Here is a 16276-nt window from a genome sequence, read left to right as displayed (position 1 = left end):
GGCTTGCTCACCGTTTCCGGGCAAGCCAGGCTCTCCAGCCACCAAATTCCGTGATATCCCGTGCCCCCTCCAGGCCATACGCCTCGCAGATAAACCCGGTCAACCACCGTCCGTCCTGCAGCTCGATTTTTCCCAGTCCCAGAGGTGCGGGGATCCCGGCGAGAAACGACCCCACTTCGCTGTGCGGTAGCTCCCAGACTTCGACCGCAATCCCGGCCCCCTGGTCTGCCACCCGAACCATTCCGGGACGTTTACCGTCCGCCAGCGCATACAGACGGTAATAAGGTGCGCTGGTGGTCGCGTCTACAAGGCGTGCTCCGCGCTCTCGTAACTGAACATTGAGCGCCAGACCGTCCATATGCGCACCGCAGACCACTATCCGCAGGCGGTCATGGGTTGCGGTGCAGGTCGGCGCGTCGTCCAGCATGGCACGATTGCCCGGTAACGTTAATTTTGTGTGACGTTGTAACGCATCGGCCAGACTGAGCAGATACTGATCGGTAAACGCGCGGCCAAACAGCGTGACGCCGGATGGCAGCCCATTGTTCATTTCACCGACCGGGACCGCTACGGCGGCATAGTCGAGCAGGTTCATAAAGTTGGTATAGATGCCCAGCGCCGAGTTGCTTTTAACCGGTTCATCGGCCAGCTCAGCCAGACTCACCGGGCGGGGATACGTCGGAATTAATACGCAATCCAGGTCGGCCATCATGGCATCGCACTCGGCTTGATACCGCTGGAGTTTGTACTGCGCGTCAAACGTCGCCACCGCAGTGGTTGCAGGCGCGTTTTGCAGGACATCACGGATAACCGGCAACACCGCGTCCGGCTGGCGTTCAATCAGCGCACCCGCGAGGTGATAACGCTCGGCGACCCACGGGCCGTCATAGAGCAGTTTCGCGGCCGCCAGAAACGGTGCAAAGTCGAGAGTCACGGGCACGCCACCCAGCGCGATAAGCCCCGTCTTCGCGCGGTGATACAGCGCCTCGCTTTCTGCACAGCCGAGAAACTCCAGCGTCTCCGGCACGCCAAAGCGAAAGCCCGCAGCAGGGACACCAAAAGCCTGCGGGCCGTTCCACGCCGGGTTGGACCGGCTGTATTCGTCACGCGGATCCTGTCGCGCCGTGAGTGCCAGCAACTGGCTGGCCTCTGCTGCCGTCGCGGTGAAAAACGTGACGCAGTCCAGCGTGCGGCAGGCAGGCACAACCCCTGCCGTGGAGATGAGTCCTTTGGTTGCCTTGAGGCCGAGCAGATTATTCAGCGAGGCCGGTACGCGCCCGCTACCGGCCGTGTCCGTTCCCAGTGCGAAGCTCGCCAGACCCAGGGCGACCGCCAGCGACGACCCCGCGCTGGAGCCACCGGACGGGTAATCCGGATGAACGCTGTTACGACATGGGCCATACGGCGAGCGCGTACCGTTTAAGCCGGTTGCGAACTGATCGAGGTTAGTTTTCCCCAGAGGAATCGCCCCCAGCGCAATCAGCTGCGAAACTATCGTTGCATCCTGCTCTGCCCGATACGCAAATGCCGGACAGGCGGCGGTGGTGTCGATACCTGCCAGATCGATATTGTCTTTGATGGCAAAGGGCACGCCGAACAGCGGCAACGTGTCCGGCGCTACGCCATCCAGCGCGGCGAGGTACGGCTCCAGCTCTTCAGGGGTGAGCAGATAAATAAAAGCGTTAAATGACGGGTTCAGCGCCAGCGCGCGCTCGCGTAATGCCGTTATCACCTCACGCGGGGCGATCTGGCCTTCACGGTATGCCTCTGCCAGCACAGAGAGACGTAAATCATAAAGAGGCTTCATGCTGTTTTCTCCAGAACGACCACGCACTGGCCCGCCCGCACCGACGACCCCGGCTGGACACGGACCTGACTGACCACGCCGTCCTGAGTGGCAACTAACGGGATTTCCATTTTCATCGACTCCAGCACCACCAGCACATCGCCTTCGCGCACGGAGTTGCCGACCTCAACGTTCACCTGCCACAGGTTGCCGGCAACCGGGCTTTCAACACCGGATTCTCCCGACCGTAACGGCGCGTCGTCACCGTCATCCGTCGTTTCGTCGCTGCTGTCAAAATGCGCCTGCCCGCCCGCTATCCAGCGCTCACGCTCGGCGTTAAACGCCGCCTGCTGATGCGCACGGAATGCCTCAATCTCAGGTGCTTCGTCAGCCAGAAACTGCTGATACTCCGCCAGTTTCAGCGTGGTGTGTTCAATACGCAGCGGATAACGCCCCAGCGGGAAATCCCGGCGGATGGTTTGCAACTCCCCGGCTGAGACCGGATAAAAACGAATTTGATCGAAGAAACGCAGCAGCCAGGGCTTGCCGCCGAAATCCTCTACCGTGCGATAGCGATTCCACATCTGCAGGGTTCGCCCTACAAACTGATACCCGCCCGGCCCTTCCATACCGTAGATGCAGAGGTATGCCCCACCAATGCCCACCGAGTTCTCCGCCGTCCAGGTACGCGCCGGATTGTATTTGGTGGTCACCAGACGGTGTCGCGGGTCGAGCGGCGTGGCCACCGGCGCGCCGAGGTAGACATCCCCCAGCCCCATCACCAGATAACGGGCGTCGAACACCGTTTTATACACTTCATCAATGTTAGCCAGATCGTTTATGCGACGGATAAACTCCAGGTTGCTCGGGCACCACGGCGCATCGCGGCGCACGGTGGTCATGTATTTGTCGATGGCTTTCTGACACGCCGGATCGTCCCAGGAGAGCGGCAGCCAGACGATGCGCGACGGCACGTCCAGCGAGTCCTGGTCACAAACGCCCTGCCACAGCCCGGCGATCACCTCCAGCAGGCTATCCAGGCGCAGCGTTTCCGGCTGATAATGAATTTGCAGGGAGCGGATCCCCGGCGTGAGATCGATAACGCCTTTCAGCGCCCGGCCCTCCAGCGCCTGCATCAGCGCGTGGCCGCGAAAACGCAGCACCAGATCCAGCTCAGGCTCGCCAATCTCCAGCAGCAGATGGGTATCACCCGACACTCTCGCCACCAGACGTTTATCGTCCGTCCCCTGCGTCAGCACAATCGGTGAGTCCAGACCGGCAGGTTGCCACGTGACAGGTTGCGGGGTCAGGCTGGCGATTTGGCGCTCCTGCGCCTGCGCCAGCCGTCGCGCGGTGGCAATATCCACCGGCACAAAGCGAACGTAATCTCCCGCCTTCAGTTGTCCTACCGCGTGCAGATCGGCCTCGATGATGGTGACCGGACAGACAAACCCGCCCAGGCTTGGACCATCCGGGCCGAGGATCACCGGCATATCGCCGGTAAAATCCACCGCGCCGATGGCATACGGATTGTCATGAATGTTCGACGGATGCAGGCCCGCCTCGCCGCCGCTGTCGCGAACCCACTCCGGTTTCGGGCCAATCAGGCGTACCCCCGTCCGGCTGGAGTTGAAATGCACTTCCCATTCGGTGGCGAAAAACGTCGCGATGTAATTCGGCGTGAAATACTCCGGCGCACCGTGCGGGCCGTAAATCACCCGCAGTTCGCGCACCGCGTCCAGCCTCGTGTGCAGCGCCTGCGGCAGCGGCGCATCCGCAACCGGCTCGGTTAACGGCGCCAGATGCAAAATGTCACCTGTGCGGAGCGCCCGTCCGGCGTGCCCCCCGAACTGCCCCAGCGTGAAGGTGCTTTTACTGCCCAGATATTCCGGCACGTTAAACCCGCCGCGCAGGCAAAGATAGCTGCGCACGCCCGCACCGCGGATCTCTCCCATACGCAGCGTCATGCCCGCACGGACGCGAAAAACGTGATTATTGGCCAGCGGTTCACCGTCCAGCGTGAGCGCAATTTCAGCGCCCGTCACCACCAGCTGCGCATCGCAGTTGAATTTCAGCGTCGGGCCGCTGAGGGTGATCTCAAGCGCGGCGGCATCGTCTTTATTGCCCAGCAGACGGTTACCCAGACGCAGCGCCAGGCTGTCCATTGGCCCGGATGGCGGAACGCCAACCGCCCAGTAGCCTGTGCGTCCCGGGTAATCCTGCACCGTGGTCTGCGTACCGGCGCTGAGCACCTCCAGCGTGGACGCCTGGTACATCAGATGCTCAAGACAGCGGGTCCAGGGCTCACCTGCGGCAAACGGCGCGAAGGTCAGGATCTGCTGCAGATAACTGCGGTTGGTTTCAACGCCATAAAGACGGGTCTCCCCCAGCGCGGAATGCAGCACGCGGATGGCGGCTTCGCGTGTCGGCTGCCAGGCGATCATTTTGGCTAACATGGGGTCAAAAAACGGCGGGACTTCGCATCCGGCCTCAACCCAGCTGTCGATGCGCAGCGTAACGCGGTCATCGGGCGGGAAAGCCACGTCGGTGAGCAGTCCCGGTGAAGGCTGGAACTGGCGGCCCGGATTCTCGGCATAGATCCTGGCCTGAATGGCATGCCCCTTCGGTTTCAGGGTGTCACGCAGTTTCGCCAGTGGCGGCAACGTTCCGGCGGCAAGTTCGATCATCCAGCGCACCAGATCCACGCCCCACACCTGTTCGGTCACGCCGTGCTCCACCTGCAAACGGGTATTCACCTCAAGGAAGTAAAAGCGGGCGGCGTCGCTGTCATAGACGAATTCAACGGTGCCCGCGCTGCGGTAGTTGACCGCTTTACCGAGCGTTATCGCCGCCTCGCACAGTGCCTGCACCATGCCCGCCGGCAGGTTTGGCGCAGGCGTCTCCTCCAGCACTTTCTGGTTACGCCGCTGCACAGAGCAGTCGCGCACGCCGAGGGCAATCACCTCGCCCTTGCCGTCACCAAACAGCTGTACTTCCAGATGGCGCGCCCGCTCAATGTACTTTTCGATAAATACACCCGCGTCGCTGAAGTTATTTTTCCCCAGACGCACTACCGCATCGAACGCGTCACGCAGCTCTTCTGCGTCATAGCAGACGCGCATACCGATACCGCCGCCTCCCGCCGTGCTTTTCAGCATCACCGGATATCCCACTTCGGCGGCAGCGTTGACGGCCTGGTTAACATCGGCCAGCAGGTCGGTGCCCTCCAGCATCGGAACCCCGTGCGTTTTCGCCAGCGCGCGAGCGGTATGCTTTAGCCCAAACAGACGCAGCTGTTCCGGCGTGGGGCCCACAAAGGCAATCCCCGCGGCGTCACACGCTTCGGCGAACGCGGCGTTTTCCGAGAGAAAACCGTAGCCCGGATGAATGGCCTGTGCACCGCTGGCTTTCGCGGCGGCGATGATCTTCGTGCTATCCAGATAGGTATTCGCCGCCGGGCCATCGCCCAGACTCAGCGCTTCATCGGCCTCGCGAATATGCAGGCTGCTGATATCCGCCTCGGAATAGACTGCAACACCACGGATTTTCATGGTGCGCAGGGTGCGTAAAATGCGGCAGGCTATCGCCCCGCGGTTCGCAATCAGGAGTGTCGTCAACATAGGTCAGACTCAATCGTGGCGGGTCGTCCCGCCGAAAATCGGCTCACCCATGGTCGTCCATGGGGGAAAAAGCGGTTACGGCAGAATGCGTCCGGCACGAACTTCAAACAGGCGGTACAGCGCCTGGCGCAGTCGCTGCCAGCGGGTGGGCGTCAGTTCCATACCAGCACCTCAGCAGGCGTTGGGTTCCAGCCGTTGCAGGGGTTATTCAGCTGTGGACAGTTGGAGATCAAGACAATGACGTTGCACTCGGCGCGCAGGTCGACGTATTTCCCCGGCGCGGAGATGCCATCTTCAAACGTCAGCCCACCCTCTGGCGTCACCGGCACGTTCATAAAGAAATTGATGTTGGCCGTGATGTCGCGTTTTTGCAGACGGCCATCGTGCAGACAGGCGCAGAGGAAGTTATCGCGGCAGCTGTGCATATGGCGTTTATCGAGGGCGTATCGCACGGTGTTGCTCTCCTGGGCGCAGGCCCCGCCGAGGGTATCGTGACGCCCGCAGGTATCGTCGATAATGGTCAGCAGGGGGTTACCGAGGCTGGAGTACAGGACGCTGCCCCGCGTGAGATAGGCGTTGTTCTGACGGCGCAATGTGCGCTGCGCATCGTAACGTTCACGCGGGTTATCGGCATTGTAGAACAGCGTGTCGACCGCCTGGTTACCTTCCAGGTCGAGCAGGCGCAACGTCTGCCCTTGTTTCACCTCGAACAGGTACGGTTCACCTGCCGGGATCACGTGGCGAAATACCGCGTCTTGCACATGCTTTTCAGAGATCATGGTCATTTTACTGCTCCTTACAGGGCGAAAAGCCGGGTATTGGTCATGGCGCGTTCGTTTTCCGGGCGCGTCAGAAGCGCGTTAACGGCCCCCTCTTCATCCTCAGCCTGTCGCCAGCTCAGCGCGACCGGTCGTGGGGCATATTCCCGGGACGGATCCATCGGATGCTGCAGCGCGGTCATCACCACAAGCGTGTCCATGGGGGCGTACAGCTCCACGTAACTGCCCGGCTGCGAATAACCGCCGTGGAAGGTGAACTGACCGCGGTCATCGACGGTGACTTTGCTGAAGAAGTTGACCACCATCAGCAGATCTTCGAGGTTGAGATCCCACTTACCCATCTCCACCAGCAGGTTGTCCGTTCCGTTTCGGTAAAACCCGTTACGCAGTTCCTGATAGCGTCCCTGGCCATACTTTTCAGTCACCTCGGCGGCGTTCAGTACGCCGCCAAACGGGTCATGCCAGCCGCAGGTATCTGCGGTGATGCCTGCCAGCACGCGTCCCATGTCGGAGTAAAAGCAGTGTCCGGCTGTCAGACGCGCGGTGTGCTGACCTTTCAGGGTGTCGGGCAGGTTAAGACGTTCACTTTTCTCGTGCGGATTCAGCATCAGCAAGCTGACGTTTGCTCCACCTTCAATGTCGGTCATACGCAGGATCTGCCCGCGCTTAAGCACAAACGAGAGGTGACCGCCGCCGGGCAGGATCTCTTCACGTAACATGGTCATGGTATTCACGGTGTTAACCCCTTAATGCATAAACGTTATCGGGAGCCGTTCCACTCAGCGCGGAGAGCCGCGTCTCGTTGAGCGGAATGTCGTAGGTAATACGGGCGCCAAAGGCGTTGGGCGCCTGCGGGTCGAGGCGCACTTTGTCGAACACCAGTAAGCGGGTGCCGAGGTTAAAGCCCTCCGAAAGATCGTGGGTGACCATAAAGACGGTCATGCGGGTCTCCCCCCACAGCTGAAGCAACAAGGCGTGCATATCTTTACGGATACCCGGGTCCAGGGCGCCAAACGGCTCATCCAGCAGCAACACGCGCGGCTGCATGATGAAGGCCTGCGCAATGGCTAAACGTTGCTGCATACCGCCGGAAAGCTGGGCCGGGTATTTGTGCATCGCATGCCCGAGACCGACTTTTTCCAGCATCCCGGTGGCCCGCTCACGCGCCGCCCGTTTCTTTGCCCCAAACAGGCGCCCGAACAGCGGCGCTTGCGGCAGTTCGAGCCCTATGGTGACGTTATCCAGCACGCTGAGATGCGGGAAAACGGAGTAGCGCTGAAACACCACGCCCCGGCTGCTGTCCGGCTCGGCGCGCAGCGGTTTACCATCCAGCGTAATGGACCCTCGGCTGGGCGCTTCCTGACCGAGCAGCAGGCGCAAAAACGTGGATTTTCCGCAGCCAGAGGCCCCCACCATTGAGCAGAACTCGCCCTCTTTCACCTGCAGATTGAGGCGCTCCAGCACCACGTGGTCGCCGTACTCCTGCCAGATATTGTTGATGGTGATAAAGCTCATGCCTTCCCTCCTTCCGCCCAGGGAAACCAGGTTTTATGTAACTGGCGCAGGGCCAGATCCATCAGCCAGGCCAGCAGCGTGATCCACAGGACGTACGGAATGATCACATCCATCGCCATATAGCGGCGCACGAGGAAAATGCGATAGCCCAGCCCGGCGGTTGAGGAGATGGCCTCTGCCGAAATGAGAAACAACCATGCCGATCCCAGCAGCAGACGCAGCGAGGTCAGCAGCCGCGATAGCAGCTGCGGAAGTACCACGCGCAACACCAGCGTCCAGCTGTTGGCACCCAGCGTCTGGGCTTTGATCAGAATCTCCGGTGGGATTTCGCACGCGCGATGCTCCAGATCGCGCGCCAGCATCGGAGTGATGCCGATGACAATCAGCATCACTTTCGACAGTTCATCCAGCCCGAAAACGATAAATAGCACCGGCAGGATCGCCAGCGGCGGGATCATCGACAGCACCGTCATCAGCGGCGAGAGCGACGCGCGCCACAGCGGGAAAACACCGGCGGTGACGCCAACACAGAGGCCGATGATCGAGGCGATGACCAGCCCCGTCAGAAGACGGGCAAGGCTCACCAGCGTATCCACCCAGAACAGATAGTCACCGCTGCGTTTATCCGGGGTAAACGCCATGCGTGATAGCGCGTCCAGCATCTGCTGCAGGCCAGGCAGCAGCTTGTCCTGCGGGTTAGCCTCCAGCCTGACCGCGGAACCGAAAAAGTACGCGGCCAGCAGCAGGACGAAAGGCAGCATCACGAGCATCAGCCGCATGCCGGGCGTGGGATGGCGATTAATTTGTCGCATGGATGTTCCGTCCGTTATTACAGCGTGCCGGCAGCGGCCATTTTCACGAAGCTGTCGTCAAAGCGCAGCTTCACGTTGCTGGCATCGCCCTGGGTGACATTGCCCGGGAAGCGCATGCCGATGAAATCCGCGCTTTGCGCCCCATCGCCCAGCAGCCCTTTATCGAACGAAAACGTGGCTACGCGCTGCATGGTTTTCGCCAGCTCCGGCGACGTTAAAAAGGCAATATTGTCCTGCGGGGTATAGAACAGGTGGGTTGTTTTCAGCTGCGCCTGATAACCGGCCAGATCGGTACCGGAGGCGGCGGCCATTGCGTTGAGCACGGTGGCATCCTGCGCTTTCATCAGCCCCATCATCTCGTACCATGCGCCGGTCAATGCTTTGCCAAGCGCCGGGTTGTCTTTCAGGGTTTCGCTGTTGACCACCATCATGTCGATAAGCTCACCCGGAACCTGAGAGGAGCTGAACACTTCAGTCGTTTTTGGCGTGCTTTTGATGACCGACAGCTGCGGGTTCCAGGCTACCGCCGCCTGCACATTTGCCGTGCCAAAGGCGGAGACGATGTCCGCGTCAGACGTGTTTACCACGGTGACGTCTTTTTCGGCCAGGCCGGCTTTTTCCAGGCCGCGCACCAGCAGATAGTGGGAAACAGAGAGCTCTGGCAGGTAGACTTTCATCCCTTTCAGGTCGTTGAGCGTTTTGCCCTCGCCCTTCATCACCACGCCGTCGTTGCCTTCTGAATAACTGCCAAGGATCAGCGCCGTGGTATCAACGCCGCCCGCGGCCGGTATGGTCAGCGCATCCATATTGGTCATGGTGCAGCCGTCAAACTGGCCCGCAGTGTACTGGTTGATGGATTCGATATAGTCGTTGAGCTGAACAACGTTGATTTTGATGCCGTATTTATCGGCCCATTTATCGATGATTTTGCTACTGCTGAGGGTGCCCCAGGGCATCCAGCCGGCGTAGATGGTCCAGCAGACGTTGAACTCTTTCTTCACCGCAGCAAAGGTGGGGAGACTGACCAGCATCGCCAGGGAGAGTACCAGGGTGCGGAATAATGGCGTTTTCTTCATGCTTGACCTCTGAGTGGCACAAAATTAGGGGGCAGCGCGACACCTTCAGGTGCTGCTGTCTCCCGGGCTTTTGTCCCGCCGTGTAACCTCTCAGAGGTCGCCAGCTCTTGGACCAGCCATTCACCGCAGTGAACCGGAACCCTAGCCAGCTATTTTTCAAATTGTGGTGTGCTGCCCTTCAGTGTTAAGCGTTGCAAGGGATATGCCAGAATTTTTTATGTTAATTATTAAACTGTTAAGTCTGCCTGTGCAGGCTGTTTCACCGTTTTGGTGAGACACGGCGAGTTGAGTGCACCGTGCTGGTGCTCTTTGGGATGACGCGTGGTGCTGACGGCGTTGCCCACAGAACGTGTCTGCGACAGCAGGAAAGGCTCAAAATGATGTGCTGGTTTTTGCCAGGTCTTTCATCATCGTCGTCGTCAGGCTGAGCTGCTCGCTTCCCATTTTACGTGACAATTCCTCTCTTGCGGACTGCCATACGGGGATCACGGATGTCAGAAGCGCCCACCCCTGCGAGGTCAGGCTAAGTTGTTTTCCACGGCGCCCGCGCCCCCCCGTTGATTCAATAACCCCACGGGACTCCATAATCCGTATGTTTCGGCTCAGTGTGGTTGCATCCACCCCGGCCTTTGATGCAAGCCCTGCCACCGTTTCATTTACGCCACCGCCGATCCCCACCAGCAGGCTGAACTGTTCTGCCGTCAATTCATAAGGTCTGAAGCAGGCGTTGTAATAACGCGTAATAGCCCGTGCTGTTGCACGTGCCTGATACGCCGGACAGGTTTCGGGGATGGTTTTTAGTAACGCCAGATCAACAGTGTTCATACTTTACGCTCGACAGATACGGTGAGATAAAATAGTGTATATACACTATTAACGCTATTCAAGGTATCATGATGCCCGCATTTATCCATATCAATTTACGTGTTATCGACCCTGCACGGCAGGCCAATCTTGCACCTCGCTTCAGACTGGCACTTGAAGAGGCCGGCGGCAAAATTCTGCATTTTGGTCCTGTTGTTGAAGTCCTTGAAGGCGATGAAGAACCGCTACCCTTTGCTGGCATTTTTGAGTTCCCTTCACTGCAGCAGGCGCTGGCGTTTTACCATTCGGAAAAATATGCCCCGATCAAAGCTGAACGCCAGCTGGCACAGCAGGCAAAAATGTTCGTTGTCACCACTGACTAAGCGTTTCGTTTCCTTGCCTGCGATATCGTTTCCAGATTTCTCCACCCGTTCGCCAGAACCGGTGTAGAGTTTTTAAACACTGCATCTCTGAAAGGACACCGGCATCATGTTAAGCATCCTGGGCAAGACAACCTCGATCAACGTACGTAAAGTGCTCTGGACCTGCGAAGAAGCGGGTATCGAGTATCACCAGGAAGACTACGGCAGCGGTTTTGCCTCCACGCAAACCGCTGCCTTCCGCGCTCTGAATCCCAACGCCATGGTTCCCGTGCTGCTCGATGACGAGTTCGTCCTCTGGGAATCTAACGCAATCTGCCGTTATCTGGCCCGTAAAGCCGGCCGTGAGGATCTCCTGCCAACGGAACCGCAGGCCTGCGCCAACGTCGAACGCTGGATGGACTGGCAGGCAAGCGAATTCAACAATACCTGGCGGTATGTCTTTCCGGCATTGGGACGCAATAACCCGGACTATAACGACCCGGAGCGTATTGCCGCCGGAATTAAAGCGTGGAACCACTGCATCGCTATTCTGGAGGAGCAGTTGCAACGCACCGCAGCCTATACGGCGGGCGAGGTGTTTACCCTTGCAGACGTGGTACTTGGTCTCTCGGTGAACCGCTGGAAAATGACGCCATTTGAGAAGCCTGATGTCCCGGCAATTAACGCCTGGTTCGAACGGCTTAATCAGCGACCGGCATTTTTACGTCACGGGAATAACGGTATGGTGTAAGTTTTTCAGCCCACACACATTCAGCAAGGATATTTTATTTAATTACAAAACCCTGAATGCCGTTATCAGGAATAATAATTAAGCAATATCCTGGACAGCCCCTTGCACCGCTTTGCTAGCCTGAATAGTCAGGCAAAGCTCAACCCGGAGGTATTCTTGCTGATTAAACTCAAAAAAGAACGAACGCATCAGGAGGATCGCCTGCTCGCACTCTGGCTGGCGACCTCTGCAGGCTTGCTCAACGCCATCGCCCTCGGGGCATTTGGCTTTTTTCCCTCCCATATGACCGGCAATACCTCCCAATTATCCAGCGAAGTTTCCTCTACCGATCTGAATGATATTTTGTTCTTTGGCGCCATTATTCTGTCTTTTGTTGCCGGCGCAATCATGGCCCGTATCATCGTGTTATGGGGGATTATCCATAATATCAGGCTGGTTTTTTGCCAGATACTGTTGGTCGAGGGATTATTACTGACCGGCGTTTCCTGTTACGAGATGTATTTCCATGCCCTCACGACTAACCGTGAAATTATTATCTTTCTTTGTGGTCTGATGGGGATTCATAATTCAACATCGACCCAGCTTTCCGGCGGCCGGGTAAGATCAACCCATATTACCGGCACGCTGACGGACGCGGGAATATCTCTGGCCTCGGTCCTGGTGGCGATGCTCCGCCGGGATTATTCCAAAGATACGGCAGCGCAAAAAAGTCAGCTCAAAACCCACTTAACCACCATTTTCTCGTTTATTACCGGCGGTATCGCCGGGCTGATCCTGTTCAGGTGGATTGGGTTTAACGCCATGCTGGCGCTTGGGGTGATGCTCGTCGTTGTCGCCGCCTTTTCCATCATCAGCACCTCAGTGCGCGTTCGCCGGGTGCGCGCCGCCTTCAGCCGATAATGAGGGTCGCAGGCGTGAGGAGACGCTCACGCCATGTGACACTGTCACATTTTAAATTACGCTTTAGGACAATTCTGTCTGCACCACAGCCAGCCCTTGCTCCATAAGGCTTAACCTAAGGTTGTCACTAATTTCATAGGGTTACTGATTTTCCCCCTTCGCTGGAACCCATCCCAAACGCTTGCTATAGGTCATCTACCCCTGCCGAAACATGGCATAACAACAGGCAACCCGTGGTTGCTATAACGCATGCGCACAGGGAGACACATCGCAATGCACCCATTACTCAAACGTTCGCTGCTTTTTGTCGGCGCCATTATTGTGGTCGTTGCCCTCCTCACCTGGGGAATTGGGCTGGATACAATTAAGGCGCGTCAGGTTGACCTGATTTACCTCGGGCAACAGCATTTAATCCTGGTATTCTCCTCCATGTTCTTTGCCCTGCTGATGGGTATTCCCAGCGGCATTTTGTTGAGCCGCCCGTCAGCACGCGGTATCGCTGAATACGTGATGCAAATCTTTAACGTCGGTAATACCCTGCCGCCGCTGGCCGTTCTGGCGCTGGCAATGGTGGTGATTGGTATCGGTGATACGCCTGCGATTATCGCCCTGTTCCTCGCCTCGCTGCTGCCGATAGTGCGAAACACCTATGCCGGACTGTGCTCGGTTCCGGCGTCGTTACTGGAAGCGGCTAATGGCATTGGGATGACGAAATGGCAGCGTCTGTGCCAGGTCGAACTTCCCAACGCCTGGCCGGTAATGCTCTCCGGGATCCGCATTGCCACCGCCATCAACGTGGGTACCGCCCCGCTGGCCTTCCTGATTGGTGCCAGCAGCTACGGCGAACTGATTTTTCCCGGTATCTACCTCAACGACTTCCCGACGCTGATCCTCGGCGCGGCGGCCACCGCCCTGTTTGCTCTGATCCTCGACACCCTGCTGGCTGCGCTGGGTCGCGTGATGAGTCCACATCTCGCTCGATAACAATAACAAGGAGCTTTTATGAGACTGATATCCAGCCTGACGGCGCTGTGTGCCGCGGCACTGTTCACCAGCCAGGCGATAGCGGCCCCGCTGATCCTGGCGACCAAAAGCTTTACCGAGCAGCACATTCTCTCGGCCATGACCGTCCAGTATCTGCAAAAGAAGGGGTTTCAGGTCCAGCCACAGACCAATATTGCTACGGTCATTTCCCGCAATGCGATGATCAACAAACAGATTGATATGACCTGGGAGTACACCGGCACGTCGTTAATCATTTTTAACCACATCAACAAGCGCATGTCGCCACAGGAGTCTTACGAGACGGTGAAACGCCTGGACGCGAAGCACGGTCTGGTATGGCTCAACCCCGCCGATATGAACAATACCTACGCCTTCGCCATGCAGCGTAAACGCGCCGAAGCGGAACACATCAACACCATGTCTGAAATGGTCACAAAGATTGAGCAGATCCGTAAAACCGATCCGGATAAAAACTGGCTGCTGGGTCTGGACCTCGAATTTGCCGGACGCAGCGACGGGATGAAACCGCTGCAGGCGGCATACAACATGGAACTGGATCGCCCGCAGATCCGCCAGATGGACCCGGGCCTGGTCTATAACGCGGTGCGGGACGGTTTCGTCGATGCCGGGCTTATCTATACCACCGACGGGCGCGTAAAAGGCTTCGACCTGAAGGTGCTGGAAGATGATAAAGGCTTCTTCCCGAGCTATGCGGTCACTCCCGTGGTGCGTAAAGACACCCTTGATGCCAATCCGGGTCTGGAAGAGGCGCTGAATACTCTCTCCGCCCAGCTCAATAACGACGTTATCACCGAACTGAATAAGAAGGTGGATATCGACCATCAGTCACCGCAGCAGGTCGCCCGTGATTTCCTGCGTAGCAAACAGTTGCTGTAGGAGGCGCTATGGAGACGATTCACTACATTCTGGATAACTGGGACTATCTGCTAACCCTGACGCTGCAACACCTGTGGCTAGTGGCGCTGGCGGTTGGGCTAGCCATACTCATCGGCGTCCCTCTGGGGATTTTGATTGTCCGCCACAAATGGCTGGCGACGCCGGTGCTGGGGATTGCCACCATTGTGCTGACGATACCGTCCATTGCGCTGTTTGGCCTGATGATCCCGCTCTTTTCGCTGATCGGTCAGGGCATTGGTGCCCTGCCCGCTATCACGGCGGTGTTTCTTTACTCGTTGCTGCCAATTGTGCGTAACACCCATACCGCGCTGGACAGCCTGCCGCCGGGCCTGCGTGAAGCCGGACGCGGTATCGGGATGACCTTCTGGCAGCGTTTGCGCTGGGTTGAAATCCCGATGGCACTGCCGGTGATTTTTGGCGGTATCCGCACCGCCGTCGTGATGAACATCGGCGTGATGGCCATTGCCGCAGTGATTGGCGCTGGCGGCCTTGGCCTGCTGCTGCTTAACGGCATCGGCGGTAGCGATATTCGTATGTTAATTGCGGGTGCGCTGATGATCTGTCTTTTAGCGATTGTGCTCGACTGGCTGCTGCATCGTCTGCAGGTCGTTCTGACTCCAAAGGGGATACGATAATGATAAAACTGGAAAACCTCACCAAACAATTTTCGCAGAAACACGGCCAGAGCGTTAAGGCCGTCGACAACGTCAACCTCAACGTGCCTGAAGGGGAAATGTGCGTCCTGCTCGGCCCGTCAGGCTGTGGGAAAACCACCACCCTGAAGATGATTAACCGTCTGATCGCACCAAGCAGCGGCACGATCCTGATTAACGGTGAAGACACCAGCGGGATGGATACCGTGACCCTGCGCCGCAATATTGGCTACGTTATTCAGCAGATTGGTCTGTTCCCGAACATGACCATTGAGGAAAACATCACCGTGGTGCCGCGCATGCTGGGCTGGGATAAAGCCCGATGTAAAACCCGCGCTGAAGAGCTGATGGATATGGTGGCCATGGACCCGCATAAATTTCTCAACCGCTATCCGCGTGAAATGTCCGGCGGTCAGCAGCAGCGTATCGGCGTGATACGCGCCCTGGCGGCGGATCCTCCGGTACTGCTGATGGATGAACCGTTCGGTGCGGTGGACCCGATAAACCGCGAGGTGATCCAGAACCAGTTCCTGGAGATGCAGCGTAAACTGAAAAAGACCGTGATGCTGGTCAGCCATGACATCGACGAGGCCCTGAAGCTTGGGGATCGTATCGCCGTCTTCCGCCAGGGGCGTATTGTCCAGTGCGCCAGCCCGGACGAACTGCTGGCAAAACCGGCGAACGAGTTCGTCGGCTCGTTTGTCGGCCAGGACCGTACGCTCAAGCGTTTGCTGCTGGTATCGGCAGGTGATGTCACCGACCAGCAACCGACCCTCACCGTGCGGGGCTCTACCCTGCTTTCTGACGCCTTTGCGATCATGGATGACAACGATATTCGCGCCATTACCGTCGTGGACGATCGGGGTAAACCGCTGGGCTTTGTGAAGCGTCGGGAAGCGCGTAATGCCAGCGGCACCTGTGCCGATATCCTGCATCCGTTCCGTATGACCGGCAAAGCGGAGGATAACCTGCGCGTGGTGCTTTCACGGTTGTATGAGAGCAACACCAGCTGGATGCCGATTGTCGACGAAGAGGGCCGCTATAACGGCGAGATCTCACAGGATTATATTGCCGAGTATCTCAGCTCCGGCCGTACGCGCCGGGCGCTGAATATTCACAGCGAGAGTTAAGCGAAAACACTCCGCCGGGCGGGCCAGACGTATGGCGCTGACCTGCCCGGCTGCACGCTCCCCCACAGCGCATTTGCTCAGGCCGACACGGTTCATCGCACGCATACCTTTTGCTAACCCCGCGATTTCCCCTCACAATATTGTATCTCCCACGTTTAATTGCGG

15 protein-coding genes and 1 riboswitch are annotated in these 16276 nt (G+C 58.1%); of the genes, 7 read left to right on the top strand and 8 right to left on the bottom strand.

Annotation, left to right across the window (positions count from 1 at the left end; genetic code table 11):
- Window positions 1-7 precede the first annotated feature (7 nt).
- From atzF to BH714_RS06275, 8 genes are all read right to left on the bottom strand, one after another.
- Entirely contained in the window at window positions 8-1807 is a 1800-nt protein-coding gene (gene atzF / locus BH714_RS06310; RefSeq protein WP_040017357.1) for an allophanate hydrolase, read from the bottom strand.
- On the bottom strand, window positions 1804-5406 hold the full coding sequence (gene uca / locus BH714_RS06305) for an urea carboxylase (RefSeq protein ID WP_040017356.1): 3603 nt from the start codon (window positions 5404-5406) through the stop codon (window positions 1804-1806). Before uca ends, atzF begins: the two co-directional genes overlap by 4 nt.
- A gap of 152 nt (window positions 5407-5558) precedes the next feature.
- Window positions 5559-6191, bottom strand: coding sequence for an urea amidolyase associated protein UAAP2 (locus BH714_RS06300; protein ID WP_025204312.1), 633 nt, complete (start codon window positions 6189-6191; stop codon window positions 5559-5561).
- An 11-nt stretch (window positions 6192-6202) separates the two neighbouring features.
- Complete coding sequence (locus BH714_RS06295) at window positions 6203-6910, bottom strand: urea amidolyase associated protein UAAP1 (RefSeq protein WP_040019021.1); 708 nt, start codon at window positions 6908-6910, stop codon at window positions 6203-6205.
- A gap of 13 nt (window positions 6911-6923) precedes the next feature.
- Window positions 6924-7700, bottom strand: coding sequence for an ABC transporter ATP-binding protein (locus BH714_RS06290; protein WP_014169870.1), 777 nt, complete (start codon window positions 7698-7700; stop codon window positions 6924-6926).
- Window positions 7697-8512, bottom strand: a complete 816-nt coding sequence (locus BH714_RS06285; protein ID WP_014169869.1) for an ABC transporter permease — start codon at window positions 8510-8512, stop codon at window positions 7697-7699. The genes BH714_RS06290 and BH714_RS06285 overlap by 4 nt, the downstream gene beginning before the upstream one ends.
- Before the next feature lie 17 nt (window positions 8513-8529).
- On the bottom strand, window positions 8530-9588 hold the full coding sequence (locus tag BH714_RS06280) for a putative urea ABC transporter substrate-binding protein (RefSeq protein WP_040017355.1): 1059 nt from the start codon (window positions 9586-9588) through the stop codon (window positions 8530-8532).
- A gap of 57 nt (window positions 9589-9645) precedes the next feature.
- Window positions 9646-9744, bottom strand: a riboswitch (guanidine-I (ykkC/yxkD leader).
- Between the two features lie 216 nt (window positions 9745-9960).
- A complete protein-coding gene (locus tag BH714_RS06275; RefSeq protein ID WP_040017354.1) occupies window positions 9961-10413 on the bottom strand; it encodes a MarR family winged helix-turn-helix transcriptional regulator in 453 nt (150 codons plus the stop codon).
- 68 nt (window positions 10414-10481) lie between these two features.
- Between BH714_RS06275 and BH714_RS06270 the strand changes: the two genes are divergently transcribed.
- From BH714_RS06270 to osmV, 7 genes are all read left to right on the top strand, one after another.
- The gene (locus tag BH714_RS06270) at window positions 10482-10775 is read left to right on the top strand and encodes a DUF1330 domain-containing protein (protein WP_196480812.1); all 294 of its coding nucleotides are present in this window, start codon (window positions 10482-10484) and stop codon (window positions 10773-10775) included.
- 106 nt (window positions 10776-10881) lie between these two features.
- Complete coding sequence (locus BH714_RS06265; protein ID WP_040017353.1) at window positions 10882-11505, top strand: glutathione S-transferase family protein; 624 nt, start codon at window positions 10882-10884, stop codon at window positions 11503-11505.
- A 156-nt stretch (window positions 11506-11661) separates the two neighbouring features.
- Entirely contained in the window at window positions 11662-12405 is a 744-nt protein-coding gene (locus BH714_RS06260; protein WP_025204317.1) for a YoaK family protein, read from the top strand.
- Window positions 12406-12678: 273 nt separating this feature from the next.
- Complete coding sequence (gene osmY / locus BH714_RS06255; protein WP_040017352.1) at window positions 12679-13389, top strand: osmoprotectant ABC transporter permease OsmY; 711 nt, start codon at window positions 12679-12681, stop codon at window positions 13387-13389.
- Window positions 13390-13407: 18 nt separating this feature from the next.
- Window positions 13408-14307, top strand: a complete 900-nt coding sequence (osmX, locus tag BH714_RS06250; RefSeq protein ID WP_040017351.1) for an osmoprotectant ABC transporter substrate-binding protein OsmX — start codon at window positions 13408-13410, stop codon at window positions 14305-14307.
- 8 nt (window positions 14308-14315) lie between these two features.
- On the top strand, window positions 14316-14963 hold the full coding sequence (gene osmW / locus BH714_RS06245; RefSeq protein ID WP_014169860.1) for an osmoprotectant ABC transporter permease OsmW: 648 nt from the start codon (window positions 14316-14318) through the stop codon (window positions 14961-14963).
- Window positions 14963-16111 (top strand): osmoprotectant ABC transporter ATP-binding protein OsmV, encoded by a 1149-nt coding sequence (osmV, locus tag BH714_RS06240; protein WP_014169859.1) that lies wholly within the window; start codon window positions 14963-14965, stop codon window positions 16109-16111. The genes osmW and osmV overlap by 1 nt, the downstream gene beginning before the upstream one ends.
- Window positions 16112-16276 lie beyond the last annotated feature (165 nt).

This window comes from Enterobacter ludwigii (assembly GCF_001750725.1).
GTDB lineage: Bacteria > Pseudomonadota > Gammaproteobacteria > Enterobacterales > Enterobacteriaceae > Enterobacter > Enterobacter ludwigii.
This window is presented reverse-complemented; position numbering and strand designations above follow the sequence as displayed.